The 20,812-nt window shown below is 72.1% G+C and carries 21 protein-coding genes and 1 pseudogene; 10 read left to right on the top strand and 12 right to left on the bottom strand.

Annotation, left to right across the window (positions count from 1 at the left end; all coding sequences use genetic code 11):
* Window positions 1-16 precede the first annotated feature (16 nt).
* From dctP to ACZ3II_RS26260, 4 genes are all read right to left on the bottom strand, one after another.
* Window positions 17-1,009 (bottom strand): TRAP transporter substrate-binding protein DctP, encoded by a 993-nt coding sequence (gene dctP, locus ACZ3II_RS26245; protein ID WP_465520388.1) that lies wholly within the window; start codon window positions 1,007-1,009, stop codon window positions 17-19.
* Between the two features lie 27 nt (window positions 1,010-1,036).
* Window positions 1,037-3,013 (bottom strand): putative bifunctional diguanylate cyclase/phosphodiesterase, encoded by a 1,977-nt coding sequence (locus ACZ3II_RS26250; protein WP_465520389.1) that lies wholly within the window; start codon window positions 3,011-3,013, stop codon window positions 1,037-1,039.
* Window positions 3,014-3,088: 75 nt separating this feature from the next.
* A complete protein-coding gene (locus tag ACZ3II_RS26255; RefSeq protein WP_465520390.1) occupies window positions 3,089-3,946 on the bottom strand; it encodes a hypothetical protein in 858 nt (285 codons plus the stop codon).
* Between the two features lie 98 nt (window positions 3,947-4,044).
* Window positions 4,045-4,524: a DUF732 domain-containing protein gene (locus ACZ3II_RS26260; protein WP_465520391.1), complete on the bottom strand. Its 480-nt coding sequence runs from the start codon at window positions 4,522-4,524 to the stop codon at window positions 4,045-4,047.
* Window positions 4,525-4,693: 169 nt separating this feature from the next.
* Here ACZ3II_RS26260 and ACZ3II_RS26265 point away from each other — a divergent pair, with 169 nt between their 5' ends.
* A complete protein-coding gene (locus tag ACZ3II_RS26265; protein ID WP_465520392.1) occupies window positions 4,694-5,485 on the top strand; it encodes a winged helix-turn-helix transcriptional regulator in 792 nt (263 codons plus the stop codon).
* Here ACZ3II_RS26265 and ACZ3II_RS26270 read toward each other — a convergent pair.
* Window positions 5,422-5,982 carry a hypothetical protein gene (locus ACZ3II_RS26270; RefSeq protein WP_465520393.1) on the bottom strand — a complete coding sequence of 187 codons (561 nt, stop codon included), beginning with the start codon at window positions 5,980-5,982 and terminating at the stop codon, window positions 5,422-5,424. The genes ACZ3II_RS26265 and ACZ3II_RS26270 overlap by 64 nt on opposite strands.
* A gap of 171 nt (window positions 5,983-6,153) precedes the next feature.
* Between ACZ3II_RS26270 and ACZ3II_RS26275 the strand changes: the two genes are divergently transcribed.
* Entirely contained in the window at window positions 6,154-6,648 is a 495-nt protein-coding gene (locus tag ACZ3II_RS26275) for a hypothetical protein (protein ID WP_465520394.1), read from the top strand.
* Window positions 6,641-8,137 (top strand): GGDEF domain-containing protein, encoded by a 1,497-nt coding sequence (locus tag ACZ3II_RS26280; protein WP_465520395.1) that lies wholly within the window; start codon window positions 6,641-6,643, stop codon window positions 8,135-8,137. Before ACZ3II_RS26275 ends, ACZ3II_RS26280 begins: the two co-directional genes overlap by 8 nt.
* A gap of 28 nt (window positions 8,138-8,165) precedes the next feature.
* Here ACZ3II_RS26280 and ACZ3II_RS26285 read toward each other — a convergent pair whose 3' ends face one another.
* Window positions 8,166-8,441 carry a hypothetical protein gene (locus ACZ3II_RS26285; protein WP_465520396.1) on the bottom strand — a complete coding sequence of 92 codons (276 nt, stop codon included), beginning with the start codon at window positions 8,439-8,441 and terminating at the stop codon, window positions 8,166-8,168.
* Between the two features lie 90 nt (window positions 8,442-8,531).
* On the opposite strand from ACZ3II_RS26285, the pseudogene ACZ3II_RS26290 reads away from it, so the two are divergent.
* Together ACZ3II_RS26290 and ACZ3II_RS26295 are read left to right on the top strand one after the other, a co-directional pair.
* A pseudogene (locus ACZ3II_RS26290) lies at window positions 8,532-9,187 on the top strand (acetamidase/formamidase family protein); the annotation flags it as partial.
* A 44-nt stretch (window positions 9,188-9,231) separates the two neighbouring features.
* Window positions 9,232-10,647 (top strand): diguanylate cyclase domain-containing protein, encoded by a 1,416-nt coding sequence (locus ACZ3II_RS26295; RefSeq protein WP_465520397.1) that lies wholly within the window; start codon window positions 9,232-9,234, stop codon window positions 10,645-10,647.
* Window positions 10,648-10,753: 106 nt separating this feature from the next.
* Here the strand turns inward: ACZ3II_RS26295 and ACZ3II_RS26300 are convergent, their stop codons facing one another.
* Window positions 10,754-11,251: a MarR family winged helix-turn-helix transcriptional regulator gene (locus ACZ3II_RS26300; protein ID WP_465520398.1), complete on the bottom strand. Its 498-nt coding sequence runs from the start codon at window positions 11,249-11,251 to the stop codon at window positions 10,754-10,756.
* A 90-nt stretch (window positions 11,252-11,341) separates the two neighbouring features.
* Between ACZ3II_RS26300 and ACZ3II_RS26305 the strand changes: the two genes are divergently transcribed.
* Together ACZ3II_RS26305 and ACZ3II_RS26310 are read left to right on the top strand one after the other, a co-directional pair.
* Window positions 11,342-11,977 carry an FMN-dependent NADH-azoreductase gene (locus ACZ3II_RS26305; protein WP_465520399.1) on the top strand — a complete coding sequence of 212 codons (636 nt, stop codon included), beginning with the start codon at window positions 11,342-11,344 and terminating at the stop codon, window positions 11,975-11,977.
* Window positions 11,978-12,020: 43 nt separating this feature from the next.
* Window positions 12,021-12,341: an SDR family oxidoreductase gene (locus ACZ3II_RS26310; protein WP_465520400.1), complete on the top strand. Its 321-nt coding sequence runs from the start codon at window positions 12,021-12,023 to the stop codon at window positions 12,339-12,341.
* A 189-nt stretch (window positions 12,342-12,530) separates the two neighbouring features.
* Here the strand turns inward: ACZ3II_RS26310 and ACZ3II_RS26315 are convergent, their stop codons facing one another.
* From ACZ3II_RS26315 to ACZ3II_RS26330, 4 genes are read right to left on the bottom strand one after another with little or no spacing between them, the layout of a single operon-like run.
* Window positions 12,531-13,238: a Pr6Pr family membrane protein gene (locus tag ACZ3II_RS26315; RefSeq protein ID WP_465520401.1), complete on the bottom strand. Its 708-nt coding sequence runs from the start codon at window positions 13,236-13,238 to the stop codon at window positions 12,531-12,533.
* A gap of 41 nt (window positions 13,239-13,279) precedes the next feature.
* The gene (locus tag ACZ3II_RS26320) at window positions 13,280-14,626 is read right to left on the bottom strand and encodes a sensor histidine kinase (RefSeq protein WP_465520402.1); all 1,347 of its coding nucleotides are present in this window, start codon (window positions 14,624-14,626) and stop codon (window positions 13,280-13,282) included.
* A complete protein-coding gene (locus ACZ3II_RS26325) occupies window positions 14,627-15,298 on the bottom strand; it encodes a response regulator transcription factor (RefSeq protein WP_465520403.1) in 672 nt (223 codons plus the stop codon).
* 54 nt (window positions 15,299-15,352) lie between these two features.
* Complete coding sequence (locus ACZ3II_RS26330) at window positions 15,353-16,309, bottom strand: dioxygenase family protein (protein ID WP_465520404.1); 957 nt, start codon at window positions 16,307-16,309, stop codon at window positions 15,353-15,355.
* A gap of 118 nt (window positions 16,310-16,427) precedes the next feature.
* On the opposite strand from ACZ3II_RS26330, the gene ACZ3II_RS26335 reads away from it, so the two are divergent.
* The 3 genes from ACZ3II_RS26335 (at window position 16,428) to mptB (ending at window position 19,822) form a co-directional block, all read left to right on the top strand.
* The gene (locus tag ACZ3II_RS26335) at window positions 16,428-17,603 is read left to right on the top strand and encodes a LolA family protein (protein WP_465520405.1); all 1,176 of its coding nucleotides are present in this window, start codon (window positions 16,428-16,430) and stop codon (window positions 17,601-17,603) included.
* Window positions 17,604-17,674: 71 nt separating this feature from the next.
* Complete coding sequence (locus ACZ3II_RS26340; RefSeq protein WP_465520406.1) at window positions 17,675-18,346, top strand: HAD family hydrolase; 672 nt, start codon at window positions 17,675-17,677, stop codon at window positions 18,344-18,346.
* Window positions 18,347-18,442: 96 nt separating this feature from the next.
* Window positions 18,443-19,822 (top strand): polyprenol phosphomannose-dependent alpha 1,6 mannosyltransferase MptB, encoded by a 1,380-nt coding sequence (gene mptB / locus ACZ3II_RS26345; protein WP_465520407.1) that lies wholly within the window; start codon window positions 18,443-18,445, stop codon window positions 19,820-19,822.
* Window positions 19,823-20,001: 179 nt separating this feature from the next.
* On the opposite strand, the gene ACZ3II_RS26350 is transcribed toward mptB, so the two are convergent.
* Entirely contained in the window at window positions 20,002-20,784 is a 783-nt protein-coding gene (locus ACZ3II_RS26350; protein WP_465520408.1) for a phosphatase PAP2 family protein, read from the bottom strand.
* Window positions 20,785-20,812: the final 28 nt, after the last annotated feature.

A 20,812-nucleotide genomic window follows, 5' to 3' on the forward strand; every position in this document is an offset into this window, starting at 1 on the left:
CCGGGAATTCCGAAACTTACGACGGCAGCAGCGCGGCAAGATCACCGAAGGCGCCGCGATGGGCGCTGATCACCTTGGCCAGCGACTTCCGGAAGGCCGCCACGTCGACGTCGTTGAACCGGCTGCCCTGCTGCGTGGCCAGGGTGGTCTTCTCCTCGGTGGCCGCCGCCCAGAGCCGGATCTCCTCCTCCTGGGCGAGGACACCGGCCTGCATGATCGCGTCGCGGAGGTCGGCCGGCCGGTCCGCGAGCCAGGTCGCACCGGCCAGCAGCACGTCGACGCCGTGCTGGTGGCGGCTCCAGGAGAAGTACGGCGCGTGCGCCTGGTGCTTCTCGGTCAGGTAGAAGACGACGCTGTTCTCGGCGCCGTCGACCAGGCCCTGCTTCAGCGCGGACCCGACGTCGTTGGTGGCCAGCGGCACCGCCGTGGCGCCCAGCGCGTTGATCATGTCGATCGACGCGATGCTCTGCGGCACCCGGATGCGCAGGCCCTTGAGGTCGGCGGGGGCGTGGATCGGGCGTACCCGGTTGTAGAAGTTGCGGTCCCCGGCGTAGAAGAAACCGAGCATCACCAGGCCGTGCTCGGCCAGGATCGCCGCGCACCGGCGGCCGAACTCGCCGCGCATGCTGTCCAGGCATTGGTCCCGGCCGGTGAACGCGTACGGCAGGCTGGCCACCGCGAGCCGCTTGTCGTACGCCGTGAGGTTCGCCAGCAGCGTCTTGCAGAAGGCCAGCTTGCCGGTCCGCAGCATCTCCGCCATGCGCTGCTCGTCGCCGAGCTGCCCGCCGGGTTTCACCGTCACCCGGCACCGGTTCCCGGTCAGCTCGGCGACCTTCGTGGCGAAGAACTGCTCCGCGGCCACCATCGGGCTGGTCGCCTGCACCGACTCGCCGAGCAGCACGTCCAGGGTCTCGGCCGGGCCGCCGGAGGACGATCCGCCGCAGCCGGCCGTCAGCCCGGAACCGCCGGCGACCGCCAGCACCGAGGTCAGCAGGCTGCGACGATCCACACGCTCACGGTAGTGGAGCCGGCCGTCTCAGGCCGGGGTGATCGCCATTCCCGACCCGGCCAGCCACGCGGTCAGGTCGGCCGCCGGAAGCGGGCGGCTGATGTGGTACCCCTGCGCCTCGTGGCAACCCAGCTCGCCCAGCGTGCGCAGCGCGCTCTCGGTCTCCACCCCCTCGGCCACCACCCGCAGCCGCAGGTTCCGGGCCAGGTCCACCACCGCGCGCACGATGGTCTCGTCCCGCGCGTTCTCGCACATCCTCATCACGAAGCTCCGGTCGATCTTCAGTTCGTGCGGCGGCATGTCCCGCAGATGGGCGATCGACGAGTACCCGGTGCCGAAGTCGTCGATCGAGATGTTGACGCCCTGCTCCCGCAGCCGCGCCAGGACCTTCCCGGCACGCGACAGGTCGGCGATCACCGCACTCTCGGTGATCTCCAAGGTCAACAGCTTCGGCGGTACGCCGTGAGCCGCCAGCGCCTCGGCGATGACCTCCGGGAACGTGTCGTCGGTCAGCGACCGGGCCGGGATGTTCACCGACACCGGCAGCTCGTGGCCGAGCCTCGTCCACGTGCTGATCTGGGCCAGCGCCTGGTCCAGCACCGCGGCGGTGACCAGGTCGATCAGGCCGCTGTCCTCGGCCAGCGGGATGAACGTGTCCGGGCCGAGCAGCCCCCGCACCGGGTGCTGCCAGCGCACCAGCGCCTCGGCGCCGCACGGCAGGCGGGTGCTCACGTCGACCTTGGGCTGGTAGAACACCACCAGCTCGCCGCGGCCGATGCCCTGCCGCAGCTCGCTCTGCAGGGCCAGCCGGCTGGTGTCGCCGCTGTCCTGGTCCGGGTCGTAACCGGCCACCCCGCCGTGCCGCCGCTTGGCCGCGTACATCGCGACGTCGGCGTGCTGCAGCAGCTCCGCCGGGTCGTGGCCGTCCCGCGGGTACGACGCGACACCGATGCTGGCGTCGATGTCGACCAGCAGGCCGCCCAGCATGATCGGCCGGCGCAGCGCCGCCAGGATCCGCTGCCCGGCGGCGATCGCCTCCGGGTGGTCCGGGGCGGCCGGCAGGATCAGCGCGAACTCGTCGCCGCCGAGGCGGACCACCACGTCGTCGGCGCGGCAGCCCTCGACGAGCCGGTTCGCCACCTCGACCAGCAGCTCGTCACCGGCGTGGTGGCCGAGCGTGTCGTTGACCTCCTTGAACCGGTCCAGGTCGATCAGCAGCAGACTGAACGGCTCCTCGGCCTGCCGGCCGAACCGGACCGCGGCGTCCAGCTCACGGTGCAGCTTCGCCCGGTTGCCGAGCCCGGTCAGCGGGTCGTGGGTGGCCTCGTGCAGCCGGTTCGCCGCCTGCCGCTCGGCCCGGCGCTGATAGCCGACGAGCACCGTCGCGCACACCGCGAACAGCGCCGCCACCACCGCGATGGTGGCCAGCGCGATCGCCTGCAGCACGTCGGCCCGCCGGTTCACCTCCTGCAGGTACTCGGTGAGCTGCCGCTGGTGGTCGTCGCCGATCCGCAGCACGTTGTCCCGCAGCGGCGCGAACGTCATCGAGGCGAGATCGGTGTAGCCGTCGACGTCGGCGCCGCTCTCGGCGTGCGTCATGATGTCGAGCACGATCCGGTTGTAGTTCTCGTAGCTGCCGCGGATGGCGTCCAGCTCGGCCCGGTCGATCCCGTTGTTCTGCTGCAGCCAGTCCAGGTTCGCCCGGGCCCCGCCGAGCGTCTCCGCCAGCTGGTCGCGCCGGTACTCGGTGCCCTTGGTCGTCAGGTACTGGCGCAGCGCCGCGTCCTCCGCGTTGATCTGCACGGAGATGCCGTTCAGCTTCTGCGTGACCGTCTGCACCCGGCGTACCTCATCGGTGGTGGTGACCGTCCCGGTCGTCGCCATCGTCGCCGCGACCGCCAGGGTCACGATGCCCACGGCGGTGCCGGCGATCGCCGACCGGGCCGTCGCCGGGGCCTCCACCAGCCGGCTCCACCGCTTGCGCACCGTCCCATCACCCGTCACGAGCTGTCCTTCGGCCCCGCGCCGAACGACCTGACCGATCCGGGCGGTCCCCACCCCAACCGCAACCGGGGTGGGTCAGGCCTTCGTCTCGATCTCGGCGCGCATGCCCGGGAAGTCGCCCTTCACGTCCACCGCGGTCTCGTAGAAGAACAGGAACAGTCCGACGCTGCCCTCGTCGGCCCAGCCGCACAGCGTCAGATCGTCCTTGCCGATCACGCCGCTGCCGCACTGCGCCACCCCGTCGAGCTGACCCGTGCTGGCCTCGGAGACGCTGGTGAGCTGATACGTCTTGCTGAACGACTGGAACATGGTGTCCAGCATGATGCGCGGGTCGTCGATGTCGACCTCGGCGGCCAGCGCCACCGTCATCTTCTTCTTCGAGAGTGAGCCGTAGACGGCCCCGAACGCGTTCGCCGCGCCCGGGTAACCCTCCAGCTCCTTCTCCATCCCGGTGGTGAGCGAGTCCAGCTCCGGCAGCTCGATCTTGGGCTGGCCGTTCAGCGTGGCCGGCTCCTTGACCGTGATCCGGTCCTTGCCCGGCGCCTCGGACGGACCGGCGCTCGGGCTCGGGCTCGCGCTCTGTCGCTGCGAGACGTCGCTGCCCTTCTTGTCGTCGGAGCGGTCACCCGCGAGGTAGATCACGGTGCCGCCGCCGATCACCACGACCAGCGCGATCGCCACCGACAACAGGGTGATCGCCGCGGTCCGCGACCGGGCCGGCGGCGTCATCGGGTAGGACGGCTGGGCGTACGCCGGCGGGGCGTAGGTGGGCGGACCGTACGCCGTCGGAGGGTAGCTGGGCGGGCCGTAGGCGGGCTGCTGACCCTGGACGAACTCGGTCGGCTGGGGCGAATGGTACGGATCGACGGGTGGCGGGAGCGGCTCACCCGGCGGCGGATAGGGTGGCTGTCCGGGGGGCGGGGGGTAGGTCATCGACGCTCCAGTATTCGAACCGACGCTGGATACTACCGGCGTGAGGGGCGTCTCAGCTCCTCGCCGTCACCCCTCCGCCGGCGCTGACGCCCTCGGGATCAGAACTCGTCGACCCGCGACGCCTGCCCCGGACACGACGTGTCGATGGCCAGCTTGATCACCTCGTTGGCGGTGGCGTAGTCGACCGGCAGCCCGTCCCGCGACGCCATCCGCTGGGTCCCGTCGACGACGTCCTCGCTCGTCGCGCCCTTGGCCAGCGCGCCGCAGACCGTGTCGGCGATGGTCTGCAGCTCCTCGTCGGCACGGCCGGTGGCCAGCTCCGGCAGCTTCTCCCGGAACACGCTCACGAACGCGTACATCGAGGTCTGCGGAGGTGTGGTCGTCGCCCCGGCCGCCGGGTCGAGCACCGGCTCGGCCACCGGCGCCGTGGTCTCGGCCGCTTCCGTGGGGGTCGTGGTGGCGGTCCCGGCCGGAGGCGCCGTCACGTCGGCTGCCGGGGTGTTCACGTTGACCGTGCATCCGCTCAAGGCGACCATCGTCGCCATCAGGATCACTGTCGGCCAGCGTTTCTGCATCATGGTCCATTTCTCGAGATCTTCACTGGTTGGCGCTGGCGACGGTAGCCGACGCCCGCCAGCCGTCCCGGATCATCATCGCCGCGATATCCGCCGGAAACAGTCCCTCACTAGCGTGCTGGCCAGCGCCTTCCCCGGCGTGCTCGCGCTCCGAGGTGCCGTGGAGGACGCCATGAACCTGCTCCTGCTGACCGACAGCAACGCCGACGTGCTGCCCGCGCTGGACCTGCTGCCGCACACCGTCCGGATCGCCGGGCGGGGTGACCGGTCCGAGGCCGCCAAGGCGCCCGACGTGACAGCGGTCCTGGTCGACGCCCGGGACCAGCTGACCCAGGCGCGCGCCGCCTGCCGGCTGCTCCGCGGGACCCGGCCGGACGTGCCGCTGATCGCAGTCGTGCACGAGGCCGGCCTGGTGTCGGTCGCCACCGACTGGGGTGTCGACGACTTCGTCCTGACGACCGCCGGCCCGGCGGAGGTGGCGGCCCGGCTGAGCCTGGCGGTGAGCCGGCGCGGGGCGCAGACGGCGACCGGGCAGGACGTCATCCGGATCGGTGACCTGGCCATCGACCCGCACAGCTACACGACCCGGCTGCGCGGCGAGTCCCTGGCGCTGACCTACAAGGAGTTCGAGCTGCTCCGGTTCCTCGCCCAGCACCCGGGCCGGGTGTTCAGCCGGGATCAGCTGCTGCGGGAGGTCTGGGGTTACGACTACTTCGGCGGCACCCGTACGGTCGACGTCCACGTCCGCCGGCTCCGCGCCAAACTCGGGCCGCACTCGGAGTCGATGATCGGCACCGTCCGGCAGGTCGGCTACAAGTTCGTCACCCCCGCGGCCGGGGGCTCACCGGCGGCCGCCGAAGCGCGCGCGATCTACGAGGACGCGATGCGCGCCCCCGCCGGTCACTCGCCGGTGCGGGCGGCGGCGAACACGATGGTCCGGCTGAACCCGGTGCCGTCCACCTGATAGGCGTAACAGCCGGGCCCGGCGACGGTGGTGGTGCCGGGCAGATCGCTGTTCTCGCTGGTGAGGACCACGAAATGCCCGCCGTCCCGGGACTCCCCGCGATAGGAGAACTTCGCGCTCGCGGCACCCGGCCCGTCGAGGCGGGCGGCCCGCAGCAGCACCGGCCCGGTGTACCCGGCGGCGATCCACCGCACCTTCTTCTCGTAGCTGCCGTCCGCCTGCCGGTCGGCGGGCCGCAGGTCGAGGACCGTACCCTCGCCGAAGTAGGTGGCGACCGGATAGACCGGCCCGTCCCCCAGCACCTGTGGGGCCGCCTGCCCGGGGCCCGCCCACGGCTGCGGCGCCGTCACCGGGCACGGCGCCCCGGCCGCCACCGTGGGCCACCGGAGCGGTGGCACGGCTGGTGACGCCACCGGAGGCTCCGGCGGCGAGCCGTCACAGGCCGCGGCGCCCAGCAGCGCCAGCACCGCGGCGTACCCTCGAATCGCTCCCCGCATAGCCGCGAGTATCGCGCCCCGCAGTGACTGCCGCCACTGTCTTCACGGGCGCCAGGTGGCCTGCCGCCACCAGAACGGCGGCTGCGACCGTACGAACACCGACCGGCCGGGTGTGCGGTCTCTCGGGAGAAATCGTCAAGTCGAGGACGGCGCCTGCCGACGTGACGAGCCGTGACGAATCCGCGCCCTTCCTCCCACCGGGTCCGCTGGGCGACGCTGCTCGCCGTGGCCGGGGCCGGCTCCGTGACCCTGTACCCGCGCCGGGACTTCCGCCTCGGGCGGGGCGAGTCCTACCGCTGGCGGATCCGCCCCGCGGCGGCGGGCGAGTGGTCCCCGTGGCGCGCGTTCCGCATCGCCACGACCACCCCCGGCTCCCTCAACATCGAGGACGTCTCCCGTACGGTCGTCCTGCCACCGTCGCAATGGCAGCGGATCACCGCGGTGCTCGCCGACCCACCGCGCTTCTGGCCCATCTTCCAGGCCGCCCGGCAACAGACGGGCGACACCCCGATCGAGATGCGGACCGCGGACTGGGAGACCGTGATCGCCTCGATCGCCGAGCGCGCCTCGGCGATCGACGACGCCGTCCTCTGGCAACTCGCCGACGCCCTCTCCGCGCAGGTGGGCGGCCCACCCCACCCGACCATGGGCTTCCCCCGTGCCTGACCGCGGAGCCGGCCGGCGACACGGCGCCGGTGTGCACCGCATCCTGGTGCATGCCGGGTTCGCCGTGCTGGTGCTCGGCGCGGTGGCCGCGTGGGCTTTCGGTGGCCTGGCCGGACGACTCGCTGTGGTGACGGTGGCCGGCGCGCTGCCGGCGGCCGGGATCGCCGTGGGGATGCGGATCAACCGGATCGTCAACCGCACCGCCTGGTACCTGCTGCTCGCGGCGTCGGTGCTGTTCACGGTCTTCAACTACCTGTGGTTCGTGGAGCTCGGTCTCGGCCGGGACGCCGGGGCCCACGGCCCGGCGACCCTGGTGCTCCAGGTCTTCGCCTACGGCAGCATCATGCTGGCGGCGTTGCAGGTGATCCGCAGACACGGTGACGGCGACCGTAGCGGCGTCATCGACGCGGCCCTGCTCGGCGTCGGCCTGATCACCCCGGTGTGGGAGTTCGTGTTGCGCCCGCACCTGCTCGCGCTGGACGTGCAGGGCCCCGACCAGGGGATCTATCTGCTGAAGATGCTGCTGCTGACGGGCACTCTGGGCGCGCTGCTGCGGATCGCGCGGACCGCCGGCACCGCCCGCACGTCGTTGATCTACTTCTTCATCAGCATCGGCGCGACCGTCGTCAGCGTGGTGTCGTCGTTGTTGTCGGCCCGGCCGGGAAGTGACTACTACTCGCCGTTCGTGGATCTGTTCGCGATGATCGGCTATCTGGCGCTGGCCGCGGCGGCGCTGCACCCGAGTTCCACCGAGTTCACCCAGCCGGCCGGGTGGCGCCGGCGCCGTCTGCGGCCGGTGCGGCTGTCGCATCTCGGGCTGGTGCTGGCGATGGTGCCGATCGTCGGTGGCGTTCCCGAGCTGTTCGGCGGCACTGCCGACACCATGCTGCTGACGTTCGGCACGCTGATGGTGATCCCGCTGGTCGTCTCGCGGATCGGGCTGCTGATGGCGGAACGGACCGCCGACCAGGAGGCGTTGCGCTACCAGGCGCACCACGACGAGTTGACCGGGCTGGTCAACCGCCGCCGGTTCTTCGCCCTGCTGGAGGAGTCGGTCCGGTCCGGGGCCGGGGTCGCCGTTCTCTACTGCGATCTCGACCGGTTCAAGGCGATCAATGACGAGCACGGCCACGAGGCGGGCGACGAGGTGCTGCGGGTGTTCGCCGGCCGGCTGCGCGGCACGCTGGGCGCTGAGGACATCGCGGCCCGGATCGGCGGCGACGAGTTCCTGATCCTGGGCGCCGGCACGACGGCAGGTGACGCGGACGTGCTGCGGCGCCGGATCGAGGACGCGGCGACGGCGCCCGCCGTGTGGCAGGGGCAGGAACTGTCGTTCGGGGTGACCGTCGGGGTTGCGTACGGGAGTGGCACGGACCTGAGTGCGGACGGGCTCATGTCGGCCGCGGACGCCGACATGTACCGGCACAAGACCGCGCGGCGGGCCGCCCCGCCCGAGGCCACGAGCCGCCGGCAGGCGAACGCGGCGTGATCTCACCGGCGCGTCGCGCCCGTTCGCGTCACGGGCGGCAGGCGACGGCCAGCGCCTCCAGCTCCTGCATCAGGCGCTCGGTGCGGTCGGCGCCGAACGCGGCCGCCACCTCGGCGTGATGCTCGGCGGCCCGGCGGTCCAGCCGGGCCACCAGGTCGCGGCCGAGGTCGGACAGGTAGACGGCGACCCGCCGCCGGTCGGCGGTGTCCTGGCGGCGATAGGCCACGGCGCTGTCGACCAGGCGGTCGACCGCCTTGGTCAGGGTGGGGTGCGGCATCAGCACCGCCTCGGCCAGGTCGGTCATCGCATGACCGCGCCCGTCGGAGAGCGCCCGCAGGATGCGCCACTGCTCGACGCTGACGCCTCGGCGGCCAGCCCGGCCGCCAGCTGCCGGTTGCCGTCGCGGGTCTGCGAATTCCCCTACCTCAACCCCGTCACCGGCCCGTTCCACATCGAGGGCGCCGAGCCGGGTGACACCCTGGCCGTGCACTTCGCCGAGATCACACCGGCCCGCGACTGGGCGGTCTCCTCGACGTTCCCGCACTTCGGGGCACTGACCACCACGCACGCCACGGCCATGCTGCACCCGGCGCTCGACGAGGTGGTCTGGCGTTACGACGTCGACGTCGCCGCGGGCGTCGTGCGTTATCACGCCCGGCGCGGCGACTTCAGCGTCGAGCTGCCGAATCGGCCATGAACACCGTGCTCATCGTCGACGTGATCAAGGGCGTGACCACGGCCAACCCGCGTTTCGAGAACGACGAGGCACTGATGTCGGCGGGTTCGGCGCGCCCACTGGAGGACGCCTACCGGATGAGCCAGCACGACCTGGTGACCTGGACGGCGGACCTGGCCGGGCTGGACCCGCCGGACGCGTACCAGCTGATCAGCCAGGCCGGGGAGGCTCCGGTCGGCAACGTCTGCGACCCCAACTACACGATGCTCGCCAAGGTCGCCAAGCGCTATCTGGGTGCGGCGGAGGCGTACGGGGGTGTCCACGGCCGGCTGCGCGCCGTGGCGCTGAACCATCTCTCCTCGCCGGAGCTTTAAGGGCCGGGCGTCCCGTGCCGATGCGGTGGGTCATGACCCGCCGGATGCTCATCCCCTATCTCGCGTTGGCCGGACTCGCCGCCACGGCGGCGGGTCTGACGTCCGGGAGACCGGCCGGCGATCTGCTGTACTTCGGCGCGTACTCGGGCATCGTGGCTCTCGTCTGCTGGTCGGCGGTGAGCCGGCGCCGCAGCGGCGACCGGCTGCCCTGGCTGTACGTCGCACTGGGGCAGGTCGCCTGGCTGGCCGGGGATGCCGTCCACCCGATCAGCACGCTGCTGCAGCGGCCGGACGACGGATCGGCGTCGGCGGTGCTGTGGACCATCGGCTATCTGGCCTACGGCGCGGCACTGGTCGCGATGGCGCGGCGCCGGGCGGGACGGTGGCTGCGGCCTGCCGTCCTGGACATGCTCACCTTGACCGTGGCGTCGTCGATCGTGATCTGGGTCGTCTTCGTCTCGCCGTACCTGGCGGAACTGATCATGGACCCGCTCGGCGCCTACCTGTACGTGCTGAGCCCGCTCGGTGACATCGCCATCCTGGCAGGGGTGTTGCTGCTGGTGCTGTCGCCGGGCCGGCGAACCGGCGCGACACGGTTGCTGCTGCTGTCGGCCGTCCTGCGGATCATCGCGGACCTGGGCTCCAGTTTCATCCCCTCGCTGGAGCTGGCCATGGCGGTCGGGACCGGTGTGATCCTGCTGAGCAACGCCCTGCTCGTCGCGGCCGCCCTGCACGTCAGCAGCGGCGAGCTGACCGTCACGGCCCGCCAGGCGCCCACCCTGCATCCCGCCCGGATCTGGTTCCTCGGGGTGGGCCTGCTGACCGCGCCGGCGGTCCTGTTCGCCCGCCACGAATACATCGAGTCCGAGCGCGCCCTGCTGTTCGCCGCCACGGTCGCCATCGCCGGGTTCATCCTGGCCCGGTTCGCCACCGCGCTGCGGTCACTGGAACAGGCCGAACGCACGCTCAGCTACCGTAGCCGCCACGACGCGCTGACCGGGCTGCTGAACCGGGCCGCGCTCGGCGACGAACTCGACGCCTGCCCGCCCGGTTCCACCGTCCTGTACCTCGACCTCGACGGCTTCAAAACGGTCAACGACACCGCCGGTCATGCCGCCGGCGACACGATCCTGCAGACGGTGGCCCGGCGCCTGAAGTCCGCCGTACGGGAATGCGACCTGGTCGCCCGCCTCGGCGGCGACGAGTTCGCCGTCATCCTGACCGGCCTCGGCAGCGCCGACGGCATCCGGGTCGCCGACCGCATCCTGCACGACGTGGCCATGCCCGTCGACCACGAGGGCAGCTGGTACACCGTCGGCGCCAGCATCGGCATCGCCGGCACCGACGGCACCGACACCGACTGGCGGCCGGCCGCCCTGCTGCGCGCCGCCGACACCGCCATGTACCAGGCCAAACGACAGGGCCGCAGCCGGTGGATCCTCGCCGGCACTCCCGCCTGACACCGCATCCGTCAGTGCGGCAGCTCTCGGAGCCGTCGTCATGGCGGTCCTGGCCGGCGGCGGCCTCCACACCGGGCCGGGGCTGTGGCACCGCCGGGGGAAGTATTCACCCCTCACCCGGAAACGGACCTGACCTCCCCTGGCGGTCGCCCCCGGCGTCCGGTCCACTGTCCTGACTCGCGGCCAGGACTTTGGCGAGACCTTCGGCGATCGTACGGGACTCGTGCCCCGTCATCCGGTCGGTGAAATGCCGCCGGATGCCGTCGAGATAGGTCGGCGCGGCGGCTTTGAGCCGTTCCCGTCCCGCCTCGGTGAGCGTCGCGTAGGCGGACCGCCGGTCGTCGGGGTTGCTCTCCCGTGACACCAGGCCGGCCGCGGCGAGGGCATCGACAACCCGGCTGACGCGGGTGCGGCTCACCACCGCCCTCTGCCCGAGCTCGCCCATGCTGAGTCGCCTGCCGGGCGCATAGTTGAGTTCCAGGAGTACGTCGTACCAGGTCAGAGGTAACGCACAGGCGGCCTGAAGTTCCCGGTCGAGAACCGGGACGAGTGCCGCGTGCACTCGCAGCAGGGCGGCCCAGGCGGCCACATCGGTGTCGCTCATCACCGCAGCCTAGTCAAATCTTGTGCGTGCGCACGCATCGGAGTAAGAATGTGCGTGCGCACGCATTCAAATTGGTTCGGGAGGAACGCCATGACACTGCTGCACATCTCCGCCTCACCCCGCGGCCCGCGCTCCGAGTCACTCGCCGTGGCCACCGCTTTCCTCGACACCGCCCGAGAGGTGAACCCGGCACTGCCGATCGACGAGTGGGACCTCTGGGACGGGACCCTGCCCGCCTTCGGGCCCGACGCCGTCGCCGCGAAGATGGCCGTCTTCGCCGGTGAACAGCCGTCCGGTGACGCTGCCCGCGCCTGGGGCTCGGTGACCGCCACGTTCCGCCGCTTCGACGCCGCCGACACCTACCTGTTCAGCGTGCCGATGTGGAATTCCGGCGTGCCCTACATCCTCAAGCAGTTCATCGACGTGGTCAGCCAGCCGGGCCTCGCCTTCGGCTTCGACCCCGCCCAGGGCTACTCCGGGCTGCTGCGCGGCAAGCGCGCCGCCGTGATCTACACCAGTGCGGTGTACGGTCCGGACCGCGGTCCCGCTTTCGGCGCCGACTTCCAAGCGCCCTACTTCGAGGAGTGGCTGCGCTGGACCGGCGTGACCGACATCAGCCCGATCCACTTCCGCCCCAACCTGGTGACCGCCGACGCGGACACCGCCCGGCGCGAAGCACACGCCCAAGCCCGCGAGACCGCGAAACTCCTCACCGCCGGCATCTGACCCGCGTGGTCCCGGAACCCTCCACGGGCTGCCGGACCACCCGGTGCCGGCGCGCGCTCGCCACCCGCCGCCGGGTCACGGTGACCGGCGCCGACCCCGGACGGCGGGACGGGGCGGCCCGGGAAATGCCGGCGTCCACCTCGGCGTCCGGGGGTGCGGCGATGACCAGCGTCTACGCGGCCACCAAGGCGGCGCGGACCGCCGCGGCCCGGTCCTGGGCCACCGGGCTGGCGGCCGGGGGCGGACCGGCACCCCGGAGGAGGTGGCCGCGGTGGCTCTGTTCCTGCTCTCCGACGACGCCTCGTACGTCACCGGCGCCCCGTTCGCCGCCGACGGCGGCCTGCTCCGCCGTGGAGACACGTAACCATCAGTAGTCGTCGTGCGGCGGGAAGGCGCTTGCGGCGCGGCGATCTCGGTGTAGGCGCCGGGGCTCATGTTCTCGCGGCCCCACGGGCTGATGCCGTGGCTGCGACGCGGTCGGCTTCCCTCCGTCGAGCGCAACCGAAATCATGGAGACCCGGAGGAGAGGTCACCACCTCGGCAATCGGTGGCGTCACTCGCCGTGACGAGTCACCGGCTCCGCGCGGGGACTCGGGCCCGGCACCATGGGAGCAGCCGGCTCGGCGGCTGCCGGAGAGCCACCGGGAAGGCGCGGGTCGAGCAGGCGCAGCACCGCACCGAAGATCACCGCGATCACCACCACCGCCGTCAGGTTGATCAGCACCGCCGGGTAACCGAACTTCGTGACGTCGGTGAAGGGGTACGGGTACCAGTCGGTGATCGCGCCGTGGGCCAGGGTGTACGTCAGCCAGGCGACCGGCCACAGGACCGCCCACGCCAGGGTGCGGGCGTCCATCCGGGAGCGGGGGCCGAACAGCAGCCAGCCGAGCAGCGCCCACCACGGGGCCACGTAGTGGAAGCCGAGGTTGGACCACCAGCCCGCGCCGGTCGGGTTGGCGGCGCCGGCCAGGACCGTCGCGTAGACCAGGCCGGTGATGACGATGCCGAGGACGGCGTCGAGGCGGACGATCCGCCACAGCCGGCCGTCGCGGTGCGGGTTCACGGTGAGGGTGACCGCGACGATCAGCAGCAGGATGTTGCTCTGGATGGTGAAGTAGCTGAACAGCCGGACGAAGCGGGTGACCACCGGCTGCACCACGCCGTCCGGGCCGGGTGCGCCCTGGGCGGTCAGCACGATCTGGGTGATCAGTGAGGCGACGACGATCAGCGCGAGGGCGCCGTGCCAGAGGCGGGATGTCATGGGGCTGCTCCACCACGTCGATGATCTTGCCGGGCGGGAGCCTAACAGGACTTCGGGAGCCGTACCGTAACCGATAGCCCGGGGTGAGCGTCGCCGAGCGTGACCGTGCCGCGATGCCGGCGCACCAGCTCCCGGACGATGGCGAGGCCGAGGCCGGAGCCGCCCGCATCGCGGGCCCGGGCGTCGTCGAGGCGGGTGAACCGCTGGAACACCCGCTCCCGGTCGGCCGCCGGGATGCCGGGCCCGTCGTCGGCGACCACGACGACCAGTTCGTCCCCCTCGCGGAAGGCGGCGACCCGGACCCGGGAGCGTTTGTGCCGCACCGCGTTGTCCAGAAGGTTCGTGATCACCCGGGCCAGCGCGTCGGGCTCGGCCAGCGCCGGGAGCGGTGCGCCGGGGTCGTCGAACTCGACGTCCGGGTAGCGTTCGGCGGCCTCCCCGACGAACTGGGCCAGGTCGATCTCCTCGAGCCGGGTGGTGATCACGCCCTCGTCCGAGCGGGCCAGCAGCAGCAGGTCGTCGACCAGCCGGGACAGTCGTTGCACGTCGGCGAGCAGGTCGTCGGCGAGTTCCGGCCAGTCGGTGTCGTCCGGCAGGTGCTGGGCGACCTCGAGTTCGGTGCGCATGTTGGTGAGCGGGCTGCGCAGCTCGTGGGCGGCGTCGGCGACGAAGGCGCGCTGCCGCGCGCGGGCGGCGTCCAGGCGGTGCAGCATGTCGTTGAGGGTGACGGCGAGGCGGTGCACCTCGTCCTTCGAGTCGGGTACGGGCAACCGCCCGGCCCGCGTCCCTCCGGTGATCTCCTCCGCTCCGGCCCGGAGCGCGTCCACCGGGCGCAGGGCCGCGCCGAGCGCCCGCCACTGCCCCGCCGCCAGCAGCACCACCAGCAGCGGGAACCCGATGAGCAGGCTGATCCCGAGCACGTGCACGCTCTGGGTGATCTGTTCGGTGGACCGGGCGACCAGGATCCGCACCGGCGCGCCGGGCGGGCCGGTGGTGACCTGGACGACCCGGACGTCGCCCTGGTCGCCGATCCGGTACCCGGGGATCTTGATGCCGTGCCCGTCCCGCAAACCGTCCAGCTCGGCGCGGCTCAGCATCGGGGTCATCGCGTCGGCGGTCCGCGACCGGGCCACCACGGCGCGATTGCCGTCGATGACCTGCACCTGCACGCCCGGGTCCACGTTGATGACCGCGGGCAGCGAGTTCTGGCCGATCAGGGCGGCGACGCCGCGGGCGGTGGACATCGCCTCGCTGTGCACCGAGCGGATCTGCGCGTACCCGAGCACCAGCACCAGCAGCGCGCCGCCGGCGGCCAGGCCGAGCACCAGGCCGGTCGCGGAGACCAGCAGCAGCCGGGCCCGCAGGCTCAGCTCCCTGAGGCGGGCCATCTAGCCGCCCGGGGAGACGACGGCCAGGCGGTACCCGGCGCCGCGGACGGTCTCCAGCCGCTCCCGGCCGATCTTGCGGCGCAGGTAGCCGGCGTACACCTCGACGGCGTTCGGCGCGGTCTCCAGGGCGGCGTCCCAGACGTGGTCGAGCAGCTCGGTCTTGGAGACGACCTGACCGGGGCGGCGCATCAGGTATTCCAGCAGGGCGAACTCACGGGCGGTCAGGGTGACCTCCTCGCCCGCGACGAGGACACGGCGTTCCGCCGGATCGAGCTCCACGTCACCGAAGGCGAGGACGACCGGGCGGGCCTGGGCGCCACGGCGCAGCAGGGCCCGGAGACGGGCGAGGAGGACGACGTACGAGAAAGGTTTCGTCAGGTAGTCGTCGGCGCCGCAGTCCAGGCCGTCGGCCTGGTCGTACTCGCCGTCCTTGGCGCTGAGCATCAGCACCGGCAGCCAGTGCCGCTCGGCGCGCAGCTGCCGGACCACCCGGTACCCGGACAGGCGCGGCAGCATCACGTCCAGGATCATCGCGTCGTACCCGCCGTGCCGGGCCATCTCGAGGCCGTCCTGGCCGTCACCGGCGATGTCCACCGCGAAACCCTCGGCCTGCAGGCCCCGCCGCAACGCAGCGGCGAGCCGCGCCTCGTCCTCCACCACCAGCACCCGCACTCCCACACCCTGCCACGTGGCGGCCGGAATGCTTAACCGGCTCTCAGTGAGTTCTCAGCGGCTCGGCGGCGGCATCCCACCCGGGCCACCGGACGGCGGCGGCCCGCCGGGACCACCCGGCGCCCCGGACGGCGCGCCGTCGCCGGTGTTCTGCCCGCCGGTCGGGGTGGTGGTGCCGTCCACGCCGACGTCGAGGGTGACCTGCACCCCGGTCATCACCGAGCCGGTGACGGTGGCCAGCTGCAGGGCCGCGGAGTCCTCGCCGAACACGTTGTCGCCGTCCAGGGACACCTGGGCGAGGTTCGTGACCGAGGCCTCGTACCCCTTTTCCTGGTAGATCGTGTCGCACATCTCCTGGGGCAGCGCCACCTGCGAGGTCGCGATCGCCTTGCTCGCGTCGGTGATGCTCGCCTGGTCGGGGTACACCTCGAAGTGGATGTGCGGCCACCGGCCGGAGTAGCAGGCCGGGAAGACGCTGGTGAAGGTCACCGTGCCGGCGCTGTCGGCGATCTGCACGCCCCGCAGGTAGTTCTCCTTCGCGATCGCCGTGGAGTAGAGGGAGTACTCCCCCGCACGGTTGCAGTGCCAGACGTAGACGGCCGCCCCGGCGTACGCCGCACCCGCTCTTGCCAGGTCTTTGATGGTGAGCGTGAGGGTCATCTTCACGCCTTCCGCCTTGCCGGTCGCGGTGCCGAAGCTGGACGTGATGTCACTGCGGATCACCCCGCTCTCGGTGAGCACGTTCGGCCCGTTGGATCCGTCGCCGGGATAGGGCCCGGCGGTCTCGTCCGGGATCTCGCTGAGCGCGTCCGTGGCCGCGGAACTGGCGCCCGGGGTCGCGGTCTGCTCGCCCGTGTCGCTGCCGCAGCCGCCGAGCCCGACGGCGACCGCGCCCAGCCCGAAGGCGCGCAGCACCTGCCGCCGGCGCATGGTGGCCAGGTCGAATCCGAGGCCCTGGTCGACGATCTCCTCGTCGGGGCGGGGCAGCGGATGCCCCTCATATTCAGCCATTACGTCTCCTTTGTCCAGTATTAGGCTATATGCAGGGAAGACCCCTAGGGGACCTTCTCAGCCGGATCACAGGCCTTCTGAAGCACGATGGGTCGCAGAGATTCGGGAGGTGGACAACGTGTCCGTATTGAGGTCCAGGCCCGCGCTCCGTTGGCTGGTCCCGTCGGCTGCGGCGCTGGCGGTCATCGGGGGCGGCGCGGCAGCCGGAACAATCGTGGCGAACGCCGACCCGGCGCTGCCCGAGCGCAGCGCCGCACAACTGCTCGTCGACCTGCAGAACGCCGACCCGGAAGGGCTGTCCGGCACCGTCGTGCAGAGCGCCGACCTGGGGCTTCCGGGCATCGCGGGGCTGCTCGGCAACGTACAGGGCAGCGGCGGGCTGACCAGCCTGATCGCCGGCAGCAACACCGCCCGCGTCTGGTACGCCGGTGAGGAGAAGGCCCGGTTCGCCCTGCTCGGCGCGACCGGCGAGACCGACGTCATCCGCAACGGGACCGACGTGTGGGTGTGGAGCAGCACCGACAACACCGGCACCCACGTGAAACTGCCCGCCTCGGTGACGGACAAGACGCCGCCGGTCGCCCCGAGCGGACTGCCCAGCAGCCCGCAGGAGGCCGCCGACGCCGCGCTCGCCGCCATCGACGCCACCACCGCGGTGACCACCACCGGCACCGCCGAGGTGGCCGGGCGGACGGCGTACGAGCTGGTGCTGAGCCCGCGCGACGACACGTCGAAGATCGGGCAGGTCCGGCTGGCGATCGACCCGGAGCAGCACATCCCGCTCCGCGTCGACGTCTTCGCCAAGAACAACACCAACCCGGCGTTCCGGGTGGCGTTCGAGCAGATCAGCTTCGCGGTTCCGGGCGACGACCAGTTCGCGTTCAACCCGCCGGCCGGCGCGAAGATCACCGAGGAGACGCTCCCGGCCGACGGCCACAAGGGCAAGCCGGACGCCACGAACGAGCAGGAGGCCGAGAAGGCCTTGGCCCAGGCCGAGAAGAGCGGTGACCTCAAGGTCGTCGGCAAGGGCTGGACGTCCATCCTGGTCACCAAGGCGCCGAAGCTGGACGAGCTGGAGAAGGCCGCCGCGTCGGCCGAGGCCGGTTCCACCCCGGGCGGCATCGAGGCCGGCAAGCTGGCCAGTGGCTTCCTCGACACCCTGGAGAAGGTCAGCGGCCCGTGGGGCAGCGGCCGCCTGCTGAACGGTTCGCTGTTCACCGCCCTGATCACCGACGACGGCCGGCTGCTGGCCGGCGCCGTCACCCCGGAGGCCCTGTACAAGGCCGCCGCCTGACAGCACCTCACCGAACCGCCGGCCCGGAACATCGGGCCGGCGGTTCGCTGCGTCCGGTAACTTCTCCGCACGTGATCGACGCCGTTCTCTTCGACCTCGACGACACCCTCGTCGATCAGCGGACCCCGGCCCGGGCTGCCCTGCTCGCCTGGGCCGCCGACCTCGGCATCAGCGACCCCGGCCTGGAACAGCGCTGGGATTCGATCTCCGAGCGGCACTACGCGCGCTACCAGAAGCGGGAGATCACCTTCGCCGGGCAGCGGCGCGAGCGGGTCCGGGATCTGGCCGGGGCCGCGCTGAGCGACCGCGAGGCGGACGCCCTGTTCGCCGGCTATCTGCGACGGTACGAGGCCGGCTGGACCGCCTTCGACGACGCGCTGCCCGCCCTGCACGCGGTCCGGGCGGCCGGGCTGGCCACGGTGGTTCTGACCAACGGCGACGAGACCCAGCAGCGCGCCAAACTGGACCGGCTCGGCCTGGCCGCCGCGGTGGACGTGCTCGTCGCCTCGTCGATGCTGCCCGCCGGGAAACCCGATCCGCGCGCCTTCCGGCACACCGCCGCGCTGCTGGGCGTCGACCCGGAACGGGCGCTGATGGTCGGTGATTCCGTCGAGAAGGACGTACAGGGCGCGCGGGCCGCCGGCCTTCCCGCGGTGCTGGTGGACCGTGCCGGCGTCCACGCCGGCGCCGGCGTGGCCCGGGTGCGGAGCCTGACCGAGCTGCCGCGGCACTACCGGCGCTGAGCGTTCACCCCAGTTGTGCCGGGTGTTCCCCCACGATCGCTACGGTGAGGCGCGCCGGTGCCGGTGGGGCACCCCGATCGCCGCTGGTGGGGACCGTTGACGAATGACGACCGCAGGACCCGGTGGCTGGGGTTCCTGGGCAGTGTGCTGGTCGTGCTCGGCGGGATCCACGCCGGTGTCGGCCCGGCGGAGGACACCACCCAGATCCCGCACCACGCCACCACGGCGATCCTGTGGCCGACCGCCGTCGTCTACCTCGGGATGACACTGCTCCTGCTGGCCTGGTGGGCGATCGGCCGGGCGCTGCCGGAACCCGGCGCGCTGATCCGGACCGGGGTGCTGTGGGCGCTGCCCTTCGCGGTCAGTGGGCCGATCTTCAGCCGGGACGTCTACAGCTATTTGGCGCAGGGCGCGATGACGGTGGCCGGGCTGGACCCGTACCGGTTCGGGCCGTCCGCCCTCGGCGGTGACCTCGCCGTCAACGTGCCGCCGATCTGGCAGGACACGCCCGCCCCGTACGGCCCGGTCTTCCTCCGCCTCGCCGGGGCCGTCACCACGCTGACCGGCGACCAGGTGTGGCCCGGCCTGATCGGGATGCGCCTGCTCGCCGTGGCCGGGACGGTTCTGATCGCGGTCACGGTGCCGCGGATCGCCCGCGCGTGCGGGGTGGATCCGGCGGCGGCGCTGTGGCTCGGCGTGCTCAACCCGCTCCTGCTGCTGCACCTGGTCGCCGACGCGCACAACGAGGCGGTGATGATCGGGCTGATGTGTGCGGGCCTGTTGCTGGCGTTGCACCGGCGGCCGGTGCTCGGCGCCGTTCTGATCACCCTGGCCGGGCTGGTGAAAGGGCCCGCGCTGGCCGGGCTGGCGTTCCTGGTGGTGCTGTGGGCGGGCCGGTCGGCCGGGCGGTTCCGCCGGCCGCGCGCGATCGGCGGGACCCTGCTGGCGGCGGTGGGGACCGCCGTCACGGTGACGGCGGTGGCCGGGACCGGGTTCGGCTGGGTTCCGGCGCTGCGTACGCCCACCCTCGCCCGCACCTGGATGTCGGTGACCACCGACCTCGGCGCTCTGTTCGGCGGCCCGGCCCGGCAGGTGTTCTGGCTGGCGGGGCTGCTCGCTGCCGGGGTGATCGCCCTCGTGCTGCTGTGGCGGGCCACCGGCCCCGGGATCGTCGCCGGCCTGGGGCAGACCTTGGTCGTTCTGGTCCTGCTGAGCCCGGTCGTGCACGCCTGGTACCTGCTGTGGGGGTTCGTGCCCCTGGCCGCGGCGGGGTCGGAGCGGGCCCGGCGGTGGGCGGCGTACGCGACACCGGCCCTGGTCCTGGTCGCGCCCCCGAACGACGTGCCGCCGGGCGTGGCCCTCGTGCTCGGCGGGGTCCTGGGGGTCGCGTGCGGGGTGCTCGTCCACGGCCTGCTGCGGGCGGTCCGCAGCGTCCGGCTGAAACCCAGCCAGCGTGTTGAGTTGGGGCGCGTATGACGGCCGAACTCAACACACCCAACGGCGTGTGGAATCGGGGCGCGTATGACGGCCGAACTCAACACGCCTGGAGCGGTGTGGGCCGGCGGGTTCCGCAGCGACACCGACCGGCTGGTGCTCATGGCTGTCTCCGGGCGTGTGAGACAGCCATGAGAACCAGCCGCACATAGATCTAGCTGTCAGGCGCGCTCGGGGCGTGGGGTGTGCGACAGCGCCTCGGGGCTCCGCCGTGGCGTGGGGAGGACGACGGCGGGGCGAACGGCGGAGGGCCGCTGGGTACGGAGGAGCGTGTAAGCGCCGGCCAGCAGGGCGGCCGCGGCGACGGCGTCGAGCCAGTAGTGGTTGCCGGTGGCGACGACGACCAGGAGCGTGATCGCCGGGTGCAGCAGCCACAGCAGGCGGTGCCGGCTCGTGGTGGCGGCGATCAGGGCGATCGCGGCGACCAGGGCCCAGCCGACGTGCAGGGACGGCATGGCCGCGTACTGGTTGGAGATCTGGTCGGTCTCCGGCGGGCCGTAGACGGCGGGGCCGTAGAGGCGGCCCAGGTCGAGCATCCCGGTCTCGGTCAGCATCCGGGGCGGCGCGAGCGGGATCAGGAAGTGGACGGCCAGCGCGCCCGCCGTGAGCAGCACGATCACGTTGCGGGTCCAGCGGTAGTGGGCGGGTCGGTACCGGTACAGCCAGATCAGGCAGAGGGCGGTGGCGGGGAAGTGGACGTACGCGTAGTAGCTGTTCGCCGCCTCGATCAGCGCGTCCCACCCGAGCAGGGTCCGCTGGACGGTGAGTTCGCTGGGCAGGTGCAGCCAGCGTTCGGTGTCCCAGATCGCCCGGGCGTTGCTGAACGCCTCGGCGACGTGGCCGTTCGCGGCGACCCGGGCCGTCTTGTAGACGAGGAACAGCGCGCCGATCAGGGCGAGTTCCCGCAGCGCACGGGGTTTTCCGGCGTGCTGTGCTGTGCCCATGCGGCTCCCCCGTCGGTCAAGGGGACCT

It is taken from the genome of Actinoplanes sp. NPDC019969 (assembly GCF_055562375.1).